Annotated in this window: 8 protein-coding genes; 4 read left to right on the top strand and 4 right to left on the bottom strand. The window is 59.6% G+C overall.

All coding sequences use genetic code 11. The features are described 5' to 3' along the window. Window positions 1-160 precede the first annotated feature (160 nt). From EV130_RS23985 to EV130_RS23975, 3 genes are read left to right on the top strand one after another with little or no spacing between them, the layout of a single operon-like run. On the top strand, window positions 161-2,080 hold the full coding sequence (locus EV130_RS23985) for a non-ribosomal peptide synthetase (protein ID WP_245520089.1): 1,920 nt from the start codon (window positions 161-163) through the stop codon (window positions 2,078-2,080). Then, window positions 2,077-9,678 carry a non-ribosomal peptide synthetase/type I polyketide synthase gene (locus EV130_RS23980; protein ID WP_132661657.1) on the top strand — a complete coding sequence of 2,534 codons (7,602 nt, stop codon included), beginning with the start codon at window positions 2,077-2,079 and terminating at the stop codon, window positions 9,676-9,678. The genes EV130_RS23985 and EV130_RS23980 overlap by 4 nt, the downstream gene beginning before the upstream one ends. A gap of 43 nt (window positions 9,679-9,721) precedes the next feature. After that, window positions 9,722-11,323 (top strand): glucosamine inositolphosphorylceramide transferase family protein, encoded by a 1,602-nt coding sequence (locus tag EV130_RS23975; protein ID WP_132661655.1) that lies wholly within the window; start codon window positions 9,722-9,724, stop codon window positions 11,321-11,323. Here the strand turns inward: EV130_RS23975 and EV130_RS23970 are convergent. Beyond that, window positions 11,247-12,041, bottom strand: a complete 795-nt coding sequence (locus tag EV130_RS23970) for a 4'-phosphopantetheinyl transferase family protein (RefSeq protein ID WP_132661653.1) — start codon at window positions 12,039-12,041, stop codon at window positions 11,247-11,249. The genes EV130_RS23975 and EV130_RS23970 overlap by 77 nt on opposite strands. Before the next feature lie 238 nt (window positions 12,042-12,279). Between EV130_RS23970 and EV130_RS23965 the strand changes: the two genes are divergently transcribed. Then, on the top strand, window positions 12,280-13,773 hold the full coding sequence (locus tag EV130_RS23965) for an oligosaccharide flippase family protein (RefSeq protein ID WP_165918563.1): 1,494 nt from the start codon (window positions 12,280-12,282) through the stop codon (window positions 13,771-13,773). A 465-nt stretch (window positions 13,774-14,238) separates the two neighbouring features. Here the strand turns inward: EV130_RS23965 and EV130_RS23960 are convergent, their stop codons facing one another. The 3 genes from EV130_RS23960 to EV130_RS23950 form a co-directional block, all read right to left on the bottom strand. Continuing rightward, window positions 14,239-14,922, bottom strand: a complete 684-nt coding sequence (locus EV130_RS23960; protein ID WP_074062008.1) for a sugar transferase — start codon at window positions 14,920-14,922, stop codon at window positions 14,239-14,241. Between the two features lie 204 nt (window positions 14,923-15,126). Continuing rightward, entirely contained in the window at window positions 15,127-16,431 is a 1,305-nt protein-coding gene (locus tag EV130_RS23955; protein ID WP_132661649.1) for a glycosyltransferase family 4 protein, read from the bottom strand. Window positions 16,432-16,435: 4 nt separating this feature from the next. Continuing rightward, window positions 16,436-19,696 carry a nucleotide-binding protein gene (locus tag EV130_RS23950; RefSeq protein ID WP_165918562.1) on the bottom strand — a complete coding sequence of 1,087 codons (3,261 nt, stop codon included), beginning with the start codon at window positions 19,694-19,696 and terminating at the stop codon, window positions 16,436-16,438. Window positions 19,697-19,712 lie beyond the last annotated feature (16 nt).

Raw genomic sequence — 19,712 nt, 5'->3', positions numbered from 1 at the left:
TGCCACATGTGACAGGGTATGAGAAAACCGGCCCTCTAAGACTTTCGTGCACGTGCTGTCATCCCAATGATCAACTGGCCATTTTCCTCGATCATGAAATCCTGTCCCCTCATTTTGCGATTGGACGAACTCCTGCAGGGCAATGATTGGGGGCAAATCAGTGACTGATCCGGCGTTTCTTGAAACGAACGAAGCCGATGTTGTTGTGTCTTATGACCGGAACCGCTCTCTCCAGAACATCGTAGGTCAGCAGGCCCGCATCGCTCCAGAGGCGACGGCGATTGTCTTTGGAAAGGAGCGCCTCACCTACGGTGAGCTCGACAGACTATCCGATGCTCTGGCGGGACACCTGGCCGAGCTTGGGGTCCGAAAGGGCGATGTCGTGGGCATGCTGCTTCCGCGCGCGCTCAATACCGTCATTTGCATGCTTTCCATCCTAAAGGCCGGTGGCGTCTATGTTCCGCTCGACCCGGCCTATCCGGAAGAGCATCTCGCCTATGTCGCCGCCGAGTGCGCCCCCAAGGTTGTCTTCGTCAATGCGGCATCCGCTGGAAGGGCCAAATCAGTTCCCGACCTGCGCGGCACAATCGTCGATGCAGGATTTGTCATCGGAAGGCTCGCACACGGCGACGCGGCCGAACGGCCGGCCATCGAAGTCACTGGCGGCGACCCGGCCTATATCATGTACACATCCGGTTCCACGGGCCGTCCGAAGGGCGTAACGATTGCTCATCGGAGCATCGCTCGGGTTGTCCTCGATCAGAACTATATCGATTTCAGGCGTGACGACGTCATCCTTCACGCCGCCACAATCGCCTTTGACGCAACCACCTTCGAAATCTGGGGCGCGCTGCTGAACGGATGCACGCTCGCCGTCATGCCCGATGCCGATTTCTCGCTGGCGCGGCTTGCAGGCGAAATGCGCGATACCGGCGTCAGCATGACGTTTCTCACGACGGGGTTGTTCAATCTCTTCGCCGACTATGCAGCCGGCGACCTGCCGAGGCTGCGCCATGTGCTCTTCGGCGGCGACGTAGGCTCTCCGGTGCATGCCCGTCGGTTTCTCCAGCGCTATCCCGGCTGCCGGCTCAGCAACGCCTACGGCCCAACCGAAACGACGGTGTTTGCAACGGTTTTCACCGTACCGCCGGGCTTTGCGCAGGCGGAGCTGCCGATCGGCAAGGCGATCGCCCATACCGGCATCTGCATTCTGGACGAGGAATTGCGGGAACTTCCGCCCGGCTGCGAGGGGCAGCTGGCGATATCCGGCGACGGCTTGGCAATCGACTATTTCCGTAGTCCGGAGCGCACCGCGGAGAAATTCGTCATGGTCGCAACGGGGGCCGGCCCGAAACGCTGCTATCTGACCGGCGATATCGCCCTTCTGCAGCCGGACGGAACGGTGAGCTTCAAGGGACGCCGCGACCGGCAGGTCAAGATCAACGGCAAGCGCATCGAGCTTGACGAGATCGAGACCGCATTGAGGAACGATCCGGCACTCTCCGACGCCATCGTTCTGTGCCACCTTCAAGGTCCTGCCCTGAAACGTATCGTCGCCTACCTGCGGCCCTCCGCGGAAACGGGGCTCAGTGACGCCGATTTCACCCAGGAGGTCATGTCAAGGCTGCGCGCGACACTTCCGGTCTACATGATTCCGAGTGCCGCCGTCGTGGTCGATGCATTCCCGCTCACCCCGGCCGGCAAGGTCGACCGCGCGAGCCTCCTTCCGCCGCCGATCGAGGCCGCCCGACCCGATGCGCAAGCCGCGGCAAGCACGCAAGCGGAAATGCTACTGACGCAGCTCTGGAGAGAGGCGTTGGGTGCCGAATGGATCGATCTCGACAGAAACTTCTTCGATCTCGGTGGCACCTCTCTCCAGCTTCTGCAGGTGCATGCGGGACTGGAAGCAAGGCTCGGGCGCGCCGTGGATGTCGTCGCGCTGTTCAAGCATTCGACCATCCGCGAGCTTGCCCGCCATATCGAGGGCAAGTCGCAAAACACCGCCCGATCCATCGCCGCTGCCCAGCGGGCGGCACTTCAGAGGAAAACCATGTCCCAGTTCCGAAGGAGCGCTTCATGACGCGAATTCACGAAACCGCCCACGCCGATCTCGAGCGAGTTGATATCGAGGACGATCAGGGTCCGGGCGGCATCGCGATCATCGGCATGTCCGGGCGCTTCCCGGGCGCGCCCTCCGTGGAAGCGCTTTGGGAACTCGTCCGTGAGGGCCGCAATGCCTTTTCGTTATTCGCGCCGGACGAAATCGAAGACAGCTTCACCGACGAAGAACGCGCCGCCTCGAATTATGTCGCTGCCCGCCCGCATCTTCCGGACGTGGACATGTTCGACGCCGAATTCTTCGGCATGTTCGCACGCGAGGCAGCACTCACTGATCCGCAGCATCGCGTCTTCCTTGAAATCTGCTGGGAAGCCCTCGAAAACGGCGGCTACGATCCGCATCGCTATCCGGGCATGATCGGTGTTTTTGCCGGATCGTCGATGCCGACCTATCTGATCAACAATGTGCTTGGGGATCGTGCCAAGGCGGAGGAATTCGTCTCCAACTATCAGGTCGGCTGTTTTCAGCAACTTGTCGGAGCGCTCAACGACGCACTCGCCACTCGTATTGCCTACAAGTTCGATCTGCGCGGCCCCGCCTTCACGCTGCAATCGGCCTGCTCGACCTCACTACTTGCCGTGTCGCAGGCCTGCCAGAACCTGCAGACCTATGCATGCGACATGGCGCTCGCTGGCGGCGTGTCGATCACGCTGCCGCAAAAGCGGGGATATATCTACCAGGAAGGCGGCATGGCGTCGGCCGACGGCACCTGCCGGCCGTTCGATGCGAATGCGGATGGAACCGTCTTTGCAAGCGGCGCAGGCGTGGTACTCCTGAAGAGGCTGGATGACGCGCGAAGGGACCGCGATCGCATCTTCGCAGTCATCCGCGGCTACGGCATCAACAATGATGGCTCCGACAAGGTCGGGTTCACGGCACCAAGCGTGCAAGGACAGGCCGAGGCGATCTCCGCAGCGCTGGCAAGCGCAGGCGTTTCCGCCGCGTCGATCGGATATGTCGAATGCCACGGGACCGCGACCCCGCTTGGCGATCCCATCGAGTTTAGCGGACTGAAGGAGGCCTATGTCGACATTTCGAACGCGCAGAAGAGCTGTGCGCTCGGTTCAGTAAAGGGCAATGTCGGTCATATGGACTGTGCTGCAGGCGTATCCGGTCTCATCAAGACAGCGCTGATGCTTCATCGCGGCAAGATTCCGCCCATGCCCAACTACAGCAGTCCCAACCCGCGGCTCAATATCGAGGAGAGCCCCTTTTATATTCCCACCGAAATGACGGACTGGCCGGCGCAGGGACATCCGCGCCGCGCAGGCGTCAGCGCCTTCGGCGTCGGCGGCACGAATGTCCACGTCATCGTCGAAGAAGAGATTGGCGAAGAGCGCGAGGCAGACTGCGACGTCACCAAGCCGTACATCCTGCCGCTGTCGGCACGCAATCCGGCGGCTTTGTCGGCTATGCGCGCCAATCTCCGCGCTCACCTGACCGAGCGGCCGGAGATTTCGCTCGCCGACGTCGCCGCAACGCTGCAGAACGGTAGATGCGAGTTCAGCCATCGCTTGGCGATATCGGCCCGCACCATCGATGAGGCGCGAGAAAAGCTCGGCGCGGAACGCACTGCGGATTCTATCGCCTCGGACGCCCCTCCAGTCGCGTTCATGTTTCCCGGACAAGGCGCGCAATATGTCGGCATGGGCACCGGCCTCTATGAAAGCGAGCCCGAATTCGCGCGCTGGATCGACAGGGGGGCTGAACTGCTGAAGCCCATGCTCGGCCTTGATCTTCGCATTTTCATCTGCCATCGCGGACCGGTGCCAGAGTCGATGGCGGACGAACAGCGCAACACGCGCATTGCTCAGCCATGCCTCTATCTCGTCGAATATGCGCTGGCTCGGCTGTGGATGAGCCGAGGCCTCAGGCCCTACGCGATGATCGGCCATAGTGTCGGCGAGTTCGTAGCGGCAACGCTTGCCAATGTGATTTCCTTCGAAGATGGACTCCGGCTTGTCGCCAGCCGCGGGCGGCTCATGCAGAGCCAGCCGCAAGGAGCGATGGTTTCGGTTCGGGCCGACGCGCAAACCGTTTCCGCTTTCCTGAAAGGCGATGTCGAGATCGCCGCGGTCAACGCCCCGAAGCTGTCGGTCATCTCGGGCCCGTTTGCGGAAATCGACGAGGTTTGTTCAGCGCTGGAAGCCGGCGGCATCGCCTTCAGCCGCCTGCACACGTCGCACGCCTTCCATTCGCCGATGATGAACGAGGCGGCGGCGGCGCTTTACGAGGAGACAGCCAAGGTGACCTACGGAACCGCAACGGTTCCCTACATATCCTGCGTGACCGGAGACTGGCAGACGGCCCAACAGGGCACCTCGCCGGATTACTGGGCAAGGCACTGCCGCGACGCGGTTCATTTCGCCGCTGGCCTTGCAAAGCTGTGCGACGGGAGGAAGCCCGTACTCCTGGAGGTTGGTCCAGGGCGGACGCTCTCGGTATTTGCTTCGCAGACCGTTGCGCGGGATAATCTGAATACCGTGATCCAGTCTCTGCCCGAACACGATCGCGCGCCCGAAGCTGCCGACGTCTTCGCCGGCGCCCACGGCAGATTGTGGATGGCCGGCTGCGTCCTCGAATGGCCGGAACTGCCGAACGGCGCAACGGCACACATTGATCTGCCGGTCTACCCGTTCCAGCGCCAGCGTCACTGGATCGACGCGCCTCCATCGGCGCGCCGCAATGCAGGCGCTTATGCACTGCCTCGCTCCGAGCTGCAAATCGTGGTCGAGCCTTCGGCTCCGATCCAAATGCCGGCAACTGGCAGCGTCGCCCCGACGAACGCCCCCGCTTCAGCCGATCGTATCCCTGCGCTTGAAAGCGAATTGCTGGCCACCCTCGCCGAGATGTCGGGGAACGCATTGGGCCCGGCCGACGTCGCCGCGACATTTATCGAGCTGGGTTTCGATTCCCTCTTCATCGGGCAATTCGCGCAGAGGATCGAGAGGGACTACCGGGTCAAGATTTCGTTCCGCGATCTTTTGAGCACCATTCCGTCAATCGCCAATCTGGCGAAACATCTCGATGAGAAAATGCCGGAAACAGCGCCGGCAGCATCCCCGCCGCCTGCGGCGCAGGTTCTTGCACCGGCGGCGGTTTCTGCCGCGTCCGAGCGGCCTCTTGCGCCTACCCCTTCGCCGTCGGCATCAATGAGCGATGTGCAGGCTCATATTCAATCGCAGATTCAACTGCTCCAATCACTCTTCGCCCAGCAGCTCCAGTTGCTGCAATCGTCGGCGAGCAGTGAACCGATGGCGGTAGCGGAAAGCGCCGCAGCCTTAAGCCTGGCGCAGGCGGCACTATCAATTGCTCCGGCTACAGCTGCTGCTTCACCGGAAGAAGCAGTCGATGCGCCGGCCACGCCCGCAGAAAGGCTCGAATTCGTCCCGCTCACGGAAGCTCAGACGGAGATCTGGCTGGCAGCGCAGACCGGCGATGAAGCGTCCTGCTCGTTTAACCTGTCCATTTCGCTGACGCTGGACGGCGAGTTCGACGAAGCTGCCTTTTCAAAGGCACTGAGCCTCGTGACGGATCGCCACGATGCGCTGCGAATCCGTTTTAATCGCGCTGGCGATTGCTTCCGCTTCGCCGGCGATTTTACGCTTGAGGCGCCTCTGGTGGATCTCTCCGGCCGGCCCGACGGCGAGGCGCAGCTACGGGAGATGCTCGACGAAGATGCAAGGACGCCCTTCGACCTCGTCGACGGTCCGCTTGCGCGCGCCTTCATCGCGCGTCTGGCAGTCGACAAGCATGTCTTCGTCTTCAGCGGACACCACATCATCTGCGACGGCTGGTCGATCAGCGTGCTTCTCGACGAGCTAGCGACAGCCTATTCGGCTTTCCGCAATGGCGAGACACCGCAATTCGAGCCGGCGCTCTCCTTTGCCACCTATGCGACGAAGCTTGCGCCCACACCCGAAAAATCCAAAATGGACGAGCAGTTCTGGCTCGATCAATTCAAGGAGATTCCGGAACTGCCGGAACTGCCGCTGGACCGGGCTCGTCCCGAACAGCGCAACTTCGCCAGTGGTACCTGCACGGGCTACATCGAGGGCGATGTCTACAAGGCGTTGAAAAAAGCTGGCGCGCAGTCGGGCGCAACACTGTTTTCGACCTTGCTGGCGATGCTGCAGGTCGTCGTGTCCAGACTTTCCAGGCAGGAGGACATCGTGATTGCGGTTCCTGCAGCCGGTCAGAACCTGATCGGAGAAGCGATCCTCTTCGGCCATTGCGTCAATCTCCTGCCAATCCGCCAGACCGTCGCATCACAGTCGAGCTTCTGCGAGCATCTGAGGGCAACGCAGCGGCTCGTTCTGCAGGCGGTAGAGCACCAGTCCTGCACCTATGGCACGCTCGTTCGCAAACTTGGCGTGAAGCGGGATTCGCGCCGCCTGCCGTTGACGGAAATCCAGTTCAATCTGGACCACACCGCCGCCAATCAGCCCTTCGGGAACCTGACGGCAAACATGGCCAACAACGTGAAGGGCTTTTCCAATTTCGACATGTTCTTCTGCGCATTCGAAGAAGAAAACGCCATCCGCATCGATGTCGAATACAATGCGGAGGTCTTCGACCGGTCGACGATCGAGCGCTGGATCCAGCATTTCGCAACGCTTGCCGAAGCACTGTCGAGGAACGTCGACGTCGAGATCTCCACCCTGCCGCTATTGAGCGATGACGAACGCGCCTGGCTGATCGACGGCTTGAACGATACGGCGACAAACTATCCGCACGATGAGCAGGTGATCTCCCTCTTCGCCCGCAAGGCGTCCAAGCAGCCCGATGCGATTGCTGCCGAACATGGCGGCCGCTCCATCACTTACGGCAGGCTGGAAGCCCGATCCAATCAGTTTGCCCGATATATTCAAGAGGCGATACCCGAGCCCGGCCAGCGCATCGCGCTGCTCGTCGACCGGTCGCTAGACATGGTCGTGGCGCTGTTGGCGATCATGAAGGCCGGGCACACCTACGTGCCCATGGATCTTTCCCATCCTGTAGAGCGCCTCTGCCAGACCCTCGAGGTCGCGCGCGTCGGCGGCCTGATATGCGACAGCGCCGCCATGGCGTCCCTCGCCCGCGAAGACATTCCCGTCATTCGCATCGACGAGGAAGCAAAGGCGATAGGCCGAATGACCAGCACTGCGCTTGACGCTCTGCCGCCCGATGCCGCTGTCCCTGCATATGTCATCTTTACCTCCGGCTCGACCGGGGCACCCAAGGGCGTCGAAGTCTCTCATCGGGCGCTGACGAACTTCCTCCTCTCGATGGCGAAGGAGCCCGGTTTCACCGATCGGGATACGATCCTTGCGGTGACCACGATCTCGTTCGACATCGCGGGGCTCGAGCTGTTCCTGCCGCTCATTACCGGTGGGAAAACGGTGATTGCCGACCGGCAGCAGGTGCAGGATGGCTTCGCCATTGTCGATCTCCTGGAAAAAAGCGGTGCGACCGTGCTTCAGGCGACCCCCACGCTTTGGCAGATGCTTGTCGAGGCCGGCCTCGAGGACAAACCGCACCTCAAGATGCTGTGCGGTGGAGAGCCCATGCCGAAAGAACTCGCCACATCCCTGCTGAAGATCGGCGGCGAGCTCTGGAACATGTATGGCCCGACGGAGACGACGGTCTGGTCGTCCGTCGCGCGCATTGCCGACGCGGATGCACCGATCACCATCGGGCATCCAATTGCCAATACCCAGCTTTACATCGTTGACCGCAACAACGACATCGCGCCCATCGGCGTCACCGGCGAGCTGTGCATTGGCGGCGACGGCCTGGCGAACGGCTACTTCGATCGGCTTGATCTGACCGAGAGGGCCTTCGTTCCGATCTCCTTCGGCTCGAACCGGCCAACGCGGCTCTATCGGACCGGCGATGTCGGACGCCGCCTTGCGGACGGTTCACTGCAGCTGCTCGGACGCAGGGACCAGCAGATCAAGCTCCGTGGTTTCCGCATCGAACTCGGCGATATCGAAGCGGTCGTTTCGAAGGCTCCGGGCGTGCGACATTGCGCGGTCGTCGCTGCGGAGAAAAAGAGTGACGGCAAATTGCTCGTTGGATACATCGTACCCGAAGCAGGCGCCGAGCCCAGCGCTGCCGATCTCTCGGACTTCGCCACGGCGAAGCTGCCCCGCTACATGGTGCCGACCTACTGGGTGACGGTCAGCGAATTGCCGCAGACAGCAAACGGCAAGCTCGATCGCAAAACCCTGCAGCAGCTTGGACTTCCTGCCCACAGCACCGTGGCTGAAAAGACCAAACCGCGCACTGCAATGGAAAAGCAACTTGCGGCTATTTGGCAGGACATACTCGGCAGCCAGGACCTCGGCGTGGACGACAATCTCTACGCGCTTGGAGCCGACTCCCTCACGATTTTCCGCATGGCAGCGCGCATGTTGGACGCCAACCTCCCGCTCGAAGCCAAGCACCTCTTGCGGTATCCGTCCATCGCGCAGTTGGCGGGGTTTGCCGAACAGCAGATCCGCAGGCGAGAGAAATTGTCCAAGCGCCTGTCGTCGATGTGGTGCAGCGTCTTAAACGTCGATCAGGTGCAGCCTGATGATGATTTCTTTGCCGTCGGCGGCGACTCCGTTCTCGCAGCAAAACTCCTGCAAGAAGTGGAGGCGGTCTACAAGATCGTTCCAAATCCCGAAATGATTTCCAAATTTCCGACATTCCAGGATTTCACGGCAAAAATAGCCAAGACACTGGAAGGCGTCGACGCCGATAGGTCCCTTTGGGAATTGGTAACATGCAAGACGGGCAGCAGCGATGCAGTTGTCTATACGTTCAATCATCCATTCCTGTATTACGGCCTCGCCGCCGAGATCGACGACAGCATTTCCGTCCACAACCTGAACATGTTCAGCGCTGACTTGACGAGCGCACCGACGGATATGTCGGTGGAAGACTTGGCCCGACAAGCGATCGAAGCCATGAAAATTCCGGCAGGAACGCGTCGTTTGGCCCTGGTCGGTCTGTGTGTGAACGGCATTTTGGTCATGGAGATCAGCCGGCAGTTGCGCGAAAGCGGCATAGACGTACGCTGTACCGCTGCCATCGATAGCTGGTGCCCCATGTTCGTATCATCGCTGCCTAAAAGCCGCCTGATGTGGTGGCAGACGGAGAGGCGCGCGAAGCGGGTGCTGCATTTCACCAGCAAGCTGGTGAAAGGAGACATTACCGCCCTGGACTACTTCAAGCACTTCAATATCTCATGGAAGCTGATGCAGCTTCTTCAGGTGAAAAATGCCGAACCTGTGGAGTCGGATCGCGCCAATGCGATGGTCACTGCGTTCATGAATTCCGCAGCCGCGCATCACAATGACCCGGCGATTAGAGATTCATCAATTGTCCTGGTGCGCAGTCAGGCGCACAATCGCCGGGCGCGAAAGTTGAGGTTCGGCTGGAGGAACGCCGTCGCCGAGGACACGCCGGTGCTCGACCTGGAAGGATGGCATGAGGATTCGCTGATAGATTCCGGCAAGGCCCTGGCTAATCTCATATCCGCACGCCTTGAAGTCTCCTCGGACGTATCATCAGGCGGAATAGCTCACTGAGCGCAATCCGTCGGACGTCCGCCAATTATGGGAGCAGGTGTGGATGGAAATAGCAGCGCACAGACCTTTGAAAGTTGCGGTCCTGGCAAAGTCGAGGGATCGGCTCGAAGCATGGCAACTGATGGTTCTTGACAGGCTTGCTTCCGAGCCTCTTTTTGATCTTGCAAGTATCATCGTGCACCAGTCGGCGTCCAAGGTCCGGGTGCCGAAGCTTTTCGCGCTCGAGGCACGCCTGGAACGCAAATTCCTCACCCATGAGACCCCCTATGTGCCGAAATCCTTTTCGCCGGAAACCCAGCGCTTCGACGACATGGGATCATCCGACCTGGAGACGCCGCAGAGCCGGGACATCCTTCGACGCCTCATGCAGGATCTGGAAGTGGATATCGTCATTCGTATGACTCCCTCAGGCTTGCCAATAGGCGTAAGTGATGCCTTGCCGTTCGGAGAATGGGCGTTGAGTTGCAGCGATCAGGTCTCCGATGATGTCGATTGGTTCGCCTATCGTGGCACAATTTCGAAGGCAGCATCGGTCGAACTATTGCTTTATAAATCCGGAGGGCCGGACGGTAGCGTCGACGTCGTCGCGTCTTCTCTCTTCAATACCAAGACAAGCGCCGCGCGCGTTGCCGCCTCCATAAAGGAGCGTGGCGTGACCTTGCTTATGCGCGAATTGAGACGCCTTGCCGAAACACGGCAATTGCGTGTGATCGCACGGCGAACCATTTCGGCAATTCCCCCGCCGTCCGCTTCAGAACTTGGCCGCTACGTCGCTGCGCTTGCCGGCGACCTTGCCGCACGTTCCATCAAAAAGCTGAGAAAGAAGCTTCGTTCCGGTTCGTCCGTTTGGGCTCTCTATACCGGCGGGGGCCACATCGAGGATTTCGACCCACAGCAGGCCGTTGAAATTCCTCCGACGATGAACGAGATCAAGGCGGACCCGTTCCTTTTCGAACACGAGAACGAATGTTACCTCTTCTGCGAAGCGTATGCTGATGGCCAGAAGAATGCCCATATTGCCGTCGGGCGCTTCCGCGGAGATAAGTTCGAACATCTCGGGATAGCCTTGCGCTGCGAGCACCACCTTTCCTATCCTTTTGTCTTCAGGGATGGCGAGGATATATTCATGATGCCCGAGCGGCACCAATCGCGCCAGCTCCAGATCTGGCGCTGCGTCGAGTTTCCGTTGAAGTGGGAACTGTACTCGACGGCGCTCGAAGGCAGGTCAGCTGCCGACAGCGTACTGATGCGTCATGGTGGAAAATGGTGGCTTTTCACCAATCTGTCGGATTTCCACGACTATGAAGATCACTGCTGCGAACTTTATGTCTTCGAGGTCGACGGTCCAAAGCTCAAGCGCGTGACGCCGCACCGGCATAATCCGGTCGTCATAGACAGCACGCTCGCGCGAAACGCCGGACGCATGTTCGAACGCGGCGGCCGCCTCTACAGGCCCTCGCAGCGCAATGCCTATGGCATCTACGGATATGGACTGAACATCATGGAGGTCGACGAACTGAGCCTCGACAGCTATAGCGAGCGGTGCATACGAACGATCACGCCGGACTTCAAGAAAGGCCTGCTTGGTTGCCATCATTTTGATGAGGTGGCCAATCGTTACGTTCTGGATGCGCGCTTGACATGAAGAACTGGGCGTTCTCGTCTCGATAGTTCAGGCTGACGGGCCTTCCGCCGGTCAGCGCCGCAAGTGTCCCGACAAATGGAGATGGGATTTGGAGATCGAACAGACTCCAGTCCGCCGGCCTATTTCCGTCTGCATCCAGTCGCTCAAGGCGCGGCGGAAGACCGTCGCCAACCGTCACGTCGAATGCATCAAGAGGAAACGAAAGACCAACGCCAATTGCCTTGACGAAGGCTTCTTTGCGTGTCCAGACGGAGTAAAACGCCCGACGGTATTCTCCGGCCGGAAGTGCAGTGAGCGTCATTTGCTCCTTCGGCGACAGGAAACGGCTGACATTGCCTTCCTTCAGTGGCCGAACCACTTCGATGTCTATGCCGACCTGGTAGCAGCTGGAAACGGCAAGCGCCGCCATCCCGCCGCAATGGCTGAGGTTGAAGTGCAACATACTGCCGTTTGACGCTGCGATGCGCGGCTTGCCGTAGGCATTGTAGCTCAGGTTTAGGCGCTTGGGCTCGATCCCAAGATAGCTGCCGACAATTTGGCGCAGCCCCGACCGGCCTGCAACGTACCTGCGCCGATCACGTTCATGAACAAATCGTGCTGCCGCATCGAGCTCGCGGGCCGTCAACGTCCTTGCGAGATTTGGTAGCTGCGAAGCGCTCGCCTCCTCAAGGTTCCATATCCAGATATCGATGACATCAGCGCTCAAGCCGTCACGCATTACCCACCCCCTGCCGACAATTCATAGAGAGCGATCAGGAGCGCCGTTTGTCTGCCAGCCAAGCTCACAATGGCAGCAGGCGTCACCTGCACGGAGCACCAGTTTGTCCGGTCTGCGGCACGATAGACAAGCTGTCCAAAGTCGGTAGGGAGTTACGCTTATGGGCACCTTGGCCGTGCTCCGTCCTTCGCCGTATTTTGGTAGTCTTGAAAGTGCCGGCACCGATGGAGTAGTGTTAATGAGTTCGCGTGAGCCATCGTCGCTATCCACCCTGACGGCAAAAGCCGGCACCTGGACGGTCGGCAGCAAGCTGGCTTCGAAGACACTGGATTTTATAACGCTCCTGTGTCTGGCACGCCTGCTCGGCCCATCGGATTTCGGACTGGTGGCTATGGCGATGTCCTCGGTTCTCATAGCCGAGGCCATTTTCGAGATGCCGGTTGCCGCCGCCCTCATCAGAGACCCGTCGCCAACCGAGGATATGTTCAACACGGCTCTGACGATCGGCCTGACAAGGGGTCTAATCGTTGGCTTGCTGCTCTGTGCGCTCGCCTATCCGCTCGCATTGTTCTATGACGAGCCGCGGCTGACTACCCTGATCTGCGTGCTTTCCCTGGCGCCCGTCATGCGCGGACTTAAGAGCCCGAAGCTGATACTTTTTACGCAGCGCTTCGATTTTCGTCCCGACTTCATCCTGGAGGCCGCGGGCAAGATAGCCTCCTTATGTGCTGCCGTTGCCATGGCCCTGTATACCGGAAGCTACTGGGCAATTGCGGTTGGCACGGTTGTCGGTCCAATGCTGATGATGATCGTCTCCTATATCTTTGCACCACAGCGGCCAGTGCTGTCACTCAAGGACTGGTCGATGTTTGCGCCCATCGTCGGATGGTACATGCTTTCGCAAATTCTCCAATCGGTGAACTGGCAGCTCGAAAAACTCCTCCTGCCGCGCTTTATGGACCTGGTTTCCTTCGGCCGCTATTCCGTTGCAAGCGACATTACTGCCGTTCCCTATCAGTCGGTGGTCCAACCTCTCTTCAGGCCGTTTCTCGTCGCATTCTCGCAGATCCCGTCGCATGAAAAACTCGGTGAAGCTTATCTGCGCGCCACATGCACGATCGTATTCCTGGTCGCGCCGGCGCTCGTATTTCTGTCGATCCTTGCCGATGTGGTCGTCACGTTACTGCTTGGGCCTTCCTGGCATGGTGCCGCCTTCATCCTCACATGCCTGCCGCTGATCGCCATCATCAGCCTTCCGACGGCACTCGTAAATTCCATCTGCTTCCTGGCCGACAAGCTCCATCTGATCATCGTCAAGAATGTCATCGAGCTTTTTTCCAAGTTGATGCTGATCTGCTCGCTCGGATATGCTTACGGGCTGAATGGCATACTGGCCGGACAGGCGATCGCCGCCGCGATAAGCCTCGCCACTTCGCTTGCCATCGTCCGTGCATCGATCGGCCTGGGCCTTGCCCGGCAAGCCAAGGAAGGGGCAAAATATTTCGCTCCGGTCTTGCTGATGGCGCTGTGCCTGGTGCCGGGAATTTATCTCGGCGACTCCGTCGACCATCCTATGCGCCAGATGTGGCTATCGATTGCAACGGCCGCCGCTGCAGCCCTTGTCTATCTTGGCAGCATGTTTTTCATGGCCCGCATGTCTTCGTCCGAAGGACTGCATGAATACGACTTCGTCATGCAATTTCTGAGAAAAAGGTTCAGGCCGGCCATTTAATGAATGCGGTTCGGCCGGCTCGATCAAAGCCGAGGAAGGATGTAACCGCGTCTCTGATCAGAAGAGCAAGCCGCTGTCAAACATAGCTCCTGCTCCCCTTATAGATCAGGCTACAAAACCGATGACAAAGCCAAGTAGACTTGCGAGATGCATGAGAATCGCAATAAAAGGAGCACCAATCGGACGCATAACTGGCATGTCGAGTGACATTCCTGCTTGCTATTGTCTTCGTCGAAGCGACGAACGTTTTGCGGGCAGTTCAGTTGGAAGTTGCGCGAAGCACGGCGTCTAAGCCCAACCAGTTTCGAAGCCAAGGCGTCTTGGTGTTGAAACGTCGGCAGGAGGCCCGACGGATGCATTCAAAGGTCCCTTTCGAACGCACGCGTTTTCCCACCGCAAAATTCGTTTTGCGGTGGGCGGCCATTCTCTTTTGCCTGGTGATATGGGGCGCCGTGATGGCCTTTTTTATCTGCTAGATTCGTTGCGCGCGAATAGGACGATGCCGATCGTCTTCCAGATAATCTTCAAGTCAGCCGACATCGAGCAGCTGTGATAATAGTCTACGTCGAACTGCACCCGCTCATCATAGGTCGTGTCCTTGTTCCGGTGCACCTGCCATAGACCGGTAAGGCCCGGCGTCATGGCTAGATAGTAGTGGATCCGACGGCCGTAACGCTCTATTTCATCGGCCACGATCGGCCGCGGCCCGACAAGGCTCATATCGCCGCAAAAGACGTTCCAGAGCTGCGGCAGCTCGTCGAGGCTCGTCATCCGAAGATATTTTCCAAGCCAATGGACGCGCGGGTCGTTGACCAGCTTCTGGGTTTCATTCCATTCGGCGCGGCGCACGGGATCGTTGGCGAGAATGCTGGCCAGCCGCGTGTCGGCGTCCTTCCGCATTGAGCGGAACTTCAGGCATGGGAATGAACGACCGTTGCGGCCGACACGCTCGTGGCGGAAAATGAGCGGCCGCCCATCTACCAGCAGCAAGGCCGCCGCGATAAGCGCGAAGAACGGCAGAAAGAAAAACAGCGCCGATCCGGAAATCAGGATGTCCCCGGCACGCTTCAGGCGATAATCTCTCGACGTCGGCCGTCGTAGCCGAGCCGATTGCCCGTTCTGAGCAACGCCATCAAAGAACGATAGCATTTGAAAACCCCGTTTATATCTCAACCCACAGTTAAGGTTGGCAGTGTCGGTCGGAATAGACAATTGACCAGAACGGCTAAGCCTTAGTCAGATAGAAGTAGGCTTGACTACCGATGAAGGGACCATTGGTTTATTGACCTTTTGAAACTGTCGATGAACGACAGGACGCAACCGCTTTCAATGAGGGTATCTTCCTGATATCGTTCAGTTAATGAACGGATGGCGGTAGACGGTTGATCGATTTCCGGATCGTTCAGGGTGCCTGCCGGCAACACCAGCCAAGCTCGTTCGCGCCAGGATCCGGGCGTAAAGAGCAATCAGCGCTTCGCCCCAGGTTTCCGGCGAATGAGCAAGACCGGGTGCCTTGCTGATGCCGTTCAAGCTCATGGAGCGAACCACCGCATCATCTGCTGCGAGGCGTCGCATCGCCGTCGCCAGCGATCCGATGTTCCCCGTCCTGAATGTCAGCGCGCAACCCAATTCCTCAAGCTCGCTCCCCAACAAGGCGGCGTCCGGCACAATGACGGGAATTCCGCTTCCGATCGCTTCGACGGCTGCAAGCGCGAAAGGTTCCGGCACGCGCGACGAGACGACGACGGCGCGCGCATTGTTCAGGAGTTCATGCATCTCACCTTTGGCTTTCCAGCCGTGGATGACGACCTCGGGATAGTCGCGTTCCAATATCGACCGGCCGGCGCCATCGCCGATGATCTGGAGCCTGACATTGGCAAGTCGCGCCGCCCGCGCGGCATCCTCGAACCCTTTTTCCGGCTCGAGCCTTCCTACGAAGAAGAAATCCTGCATCTTCCAGGGTTGGGCCCCTCTGCGCAGAAACGGCTCCACCGGATTGCGAATGGTCTCGATATGATCGGTGCAGATGCCGGCGCGCTCGAAATATTCACGCATCCGCTGATGCACGATGACGATATTGGCCGGGAGCTCGTCCGTCGGATAGAGCCGCTCACGCAGCATGTGGCGTGCAGAACGCCAGATTTTCTCGTGATAGCCGCGTTTGTCGCATTGCGTCATCATGCACGCTACCGACATAGGCGTGAGGGTACAGACGGTGTCGTTCCGATAGTTCGCAAAGCCGCCGTTTGGGCAGCACAGGAAATAATCGTGTGCATGCAGAACCACACGCTGGCGGACGGGCCAAAGGGCTCGGAAAATGGAGGGCGAAAGGATCTTCGACCAGCCATGGATGTGATAGATGGTCGAGGCCGTGTCGGCCCTATCGATGACCTCGCGCACGGCATCGAGCGCCTGTCTGTTGTAAAGGCCGCTGATCGAGGCTGCAATGCGCCCCTGGACGGTCAGCGGCGTGCCGCCGAGATTGATGGTATCATCCGCCGGCAGCTCGCTTCCGGCCGCATCGCCCGCCAGATAGGTTACTGGAATGCCGGCGCGTTTGAGCAGTTGCGCCGACAGGATGGCCAGGTTTGAGGCTCCTCCGACCTTGGTCGAGCGGTCATTGATGACGACAACACGATCGGGATAGCGCTGAATCACGATCCTACCCCATCGTCCTGATTTTCTGCGGTGCAAGCCTGCCCGTCAGAAGATCGAAAATTGCGATCGCATTGCCCTTCAGACGCCCTTTCCGGTCCACCCAGGGTTCGGGGCGCCAGGCTTTGACAAGATTGGCGGCCAGGTTCCGGCCCATTTGCGCAGCCGCCCGTCCGGAACTCAGGGTGTTCTTGCGCACGAGATAGATGGGATTGGCGATCTGCGAATATCCGAACTTGATGCCGGTCGTCCGCCCGGCCTTCGTGCCGAGATGCACGCCCTGCAGGTGGTCGGCACATACGACTTCTCCATATCGCGCCATCATGCGGCTGAAGTCGACATCTTCAAGCCAGCCATAAAATGGCAAGTTCTCGTCAAACCGGACTCCAGAAGCCACGATCGCCGAAACACGGATAGCCATGTTGCAGCCATAGGCGTTATAGACGGGCTTGAAGGCTTTCTCCCGTTTCTGCGGGCGGCGGACCTTCTGCACCAGCTTCAGGCCGTCGCAGACCGAGATACCTGCGCCGGTGATGCCGTCGGCGATGACCGTACCCGTCGACATGACGATATCGCGCCGGGTGCGAAACAGCAGCTCGGTGTCCTCGATATAAGTGGGGGTCATCAGGAAATCGTCGTCGAGGAAGAGCACCACATCCGCATCGACGATGCTGTCGAGAATTGTGTTGCGCTGAAGGCAAAGACCGCGCTCTGAAACCAGCACCCTGACCGGGCAGGCAAGCGAGGAAAGGCTCGTTCGGTCGACATCCTCAAGCGAGGGCACGCAGATGACGACCTCCTCGGGCTGTCGCGTCTGGTGCGATATATGGGGAAGCACGGCAGAAAGGATTTCGCGCCTGCCCGAGCTCGCGATGCCGACAGCCACCTTCAGCGGACGCCCGCGCGGCTTGTCATTGAGGATCAGATGGGAAGCGGCCGGTTTCAGGGCAGGTTCGCTCGGCCGCGACGAAGCAGGCTTTCCCGGTGAACGCTTCCTGCCGCTGCTGCGATTGGCGATGATGCCGAGCAGGCTTACCCGCGACGTGCCGAAGCTCGCAAGCGCGGCAGACAGCCGCTCGATGGTCATTTTCTTCGGCTTGCCGACGACAATAGCGATACCATCCAGGTAGTTGAAGATATGCCGGGTATCGGCCGAGTCCTCGAAGGCCGCAAGATCGACGATGACGACGCCGTAGTTCTGACGCAGCAGCTCGATTTCGGTCTTGAGCGCGGCGAGATGACCGAATATCTGGTGGCACGCAGCAGACCGTTTGGTCTCCTCGACAGTCAGCACGGGAACCAGCGTGGAGGCTTCAGCATGCTCGTCGTCCCTGTGCCTCCTGCTCCTGCGGCCGTGCTCGTCGTGACCCGCCACGACATGTTCGGCGGCTTGCGGCTCATGCGCGCCAACATGATCCATCCGCAGCAGGCTGAGCCCGAAATCCTCCCCGGCGGCACTCACCACTTTGCTTAGGAAGCCTTTTTGGAAATCGGCATCGACGAGGGCGACCGGCGTGCCTTCATTCTGGTAGAGCTGCGCGAGGTTCGCCGCAACCGTCGTCTTTCCTTCGCCGCTGCCGACCGAGGTGATGCCGATTACCATTGGCGAGTTGGGGCGGAATGCCGCACCAATGGAATTCTTCACGCCTCTCAAGGCTTCGGTGAAATCGGAATAGGGCGCATCGAGCACGCCCCGCAGCGGCATCGCGGCCTGCAGGTTTGCCGCCTTTGCCCCGGCGGGCAAGACTACCGTTGCGCCCTGAAGGGGCAGGCTCCCGAGCGAAGCTATACCGAGCTCCTGCCGCAGTCTGGGGTTCAGGTGAATCCCCTTGCCCCTGCCATCGATAAGCAACGCGATCATCAGACCACCCGCCAGGCCCATCAGCGTGGTGAAGGGCAGGATAATGGAGGGTTTCGGCGAGCTCTTCGTCAGCGGCGCGGATGCGGCCGTCACGACGCGGGCGTCTCCGAGCGGAAAGGACTGCTTCTGCAACGTGCCCGTCAGTTGTTGGAGAATTCCTTCATAGATCCGGCGATAGGTGGTCGCACGGCTTTCCATTTCGGTCAGTTTCACACGCGCCAGGTTCTTGTCCGTGCCGGTAGCAGTCAAAGCCGCCATCTGGTCATTGAGGAGCCGTTCGCGGGTTTGGGCCACCTGAAGGTTCGTTTTGTATACCTCCTGGATGCGGACGAATTCGTTCCTGATCTCTCCGCTCAGCCTTGTCACTTCCTCTTTTGCGGCCGCGATCGCGGGATTGCCGGGATCGTAGCGGCTTATCAGATTGTTCAGCCTGGTCGTGGCAAGGCTGACATCCTCCTGGAGTTTCTGTATGCGGGGGTTGTCGATGGTTTCCTGAACGCTGCCGCCAACCGCTTCCCCTGCCATCAGCCGATTGAGGGTATCGAGCTTGGCGGACGCTGCAGCGGTCTCGGCGCTTGCGGAAATGGCTTGGCTGCTGATTTCGGACAATTGCTGCTGGTCCAGAGACGACGTGGTGCCGAGATCCATGATGCCGTTCATGGCCCGGAATTCTTCCGCATCCAATGCCGCCTGCCGGGCTTGCTTTTCCACGTCGATCAACCGGGTTTCCAGCCAGTTCGCTCCGCTTTGCGCTGCTGCGGCGCGCGCGGCGACGGCCGAATCCATATAGGCTTGCGCAAGCGCGTTCGCGACGCGGGCCGCCTTTTGCGGATCGGTGGATTTGTAGCCGATTTCGAGGATATAGGATTGCCCTACCCTGACGACGGAGACCCTCGACAGGAACGACGCCATCGTCCTGCGCATACGTATCTCCTCGTCCGACGCCTCCTGGCCGGGTGCGATGGGTGCGGCTGCTTCGCTCATCATCGAATGCAGCCAGTCTTTGGCGATCGACCGCCAGGACGAATTATCCTGGATTTCCGGATCCTCGGACAGATTGAGTTTGTTGATGACCGCTTTGGCGATCGGCTCCGACTGGATGATCTCCACCTGACTGGCGATTTCAGCCGCCTCGATGATGATCGTGCCGGTGAAGGCATCCTGAGACGCGATCCGGCCCTGCTCGGGATCCATGACGAGGCGGGCAGCCGCGAAGAAAAGCGGCGGCTGGGTAGCGACATAAACACCGCCTGCGGCAGCGCCCACCGTCGTGAAAAAGGCGAGCATCAGGGTGTGGCGCCGCAGAAAGCGCCATATGTCGCCAAACGATATGTTTTCCGTGTCAGATGACTGCTTCTTGCCGAACTGGTCGCCGGGGATAAGCTTGCCGATATCGTGAACAACCATATTGTTTTGCCCGATC

Source organism: Rhizobium azibense, assembly GCF_004342325.1.
GTDB lineage: Bacteria > Pseudomonadota > Alphaproteobacteria > Rhizobiales > Rhizobiaceae > Rhizobium > Rhizobium etli_B.
The sequence above is the reverse complement of the archived record's forward strand: the minus strand, read 5'-3'. Positions and strand labels throughout refer to the sequence as shown.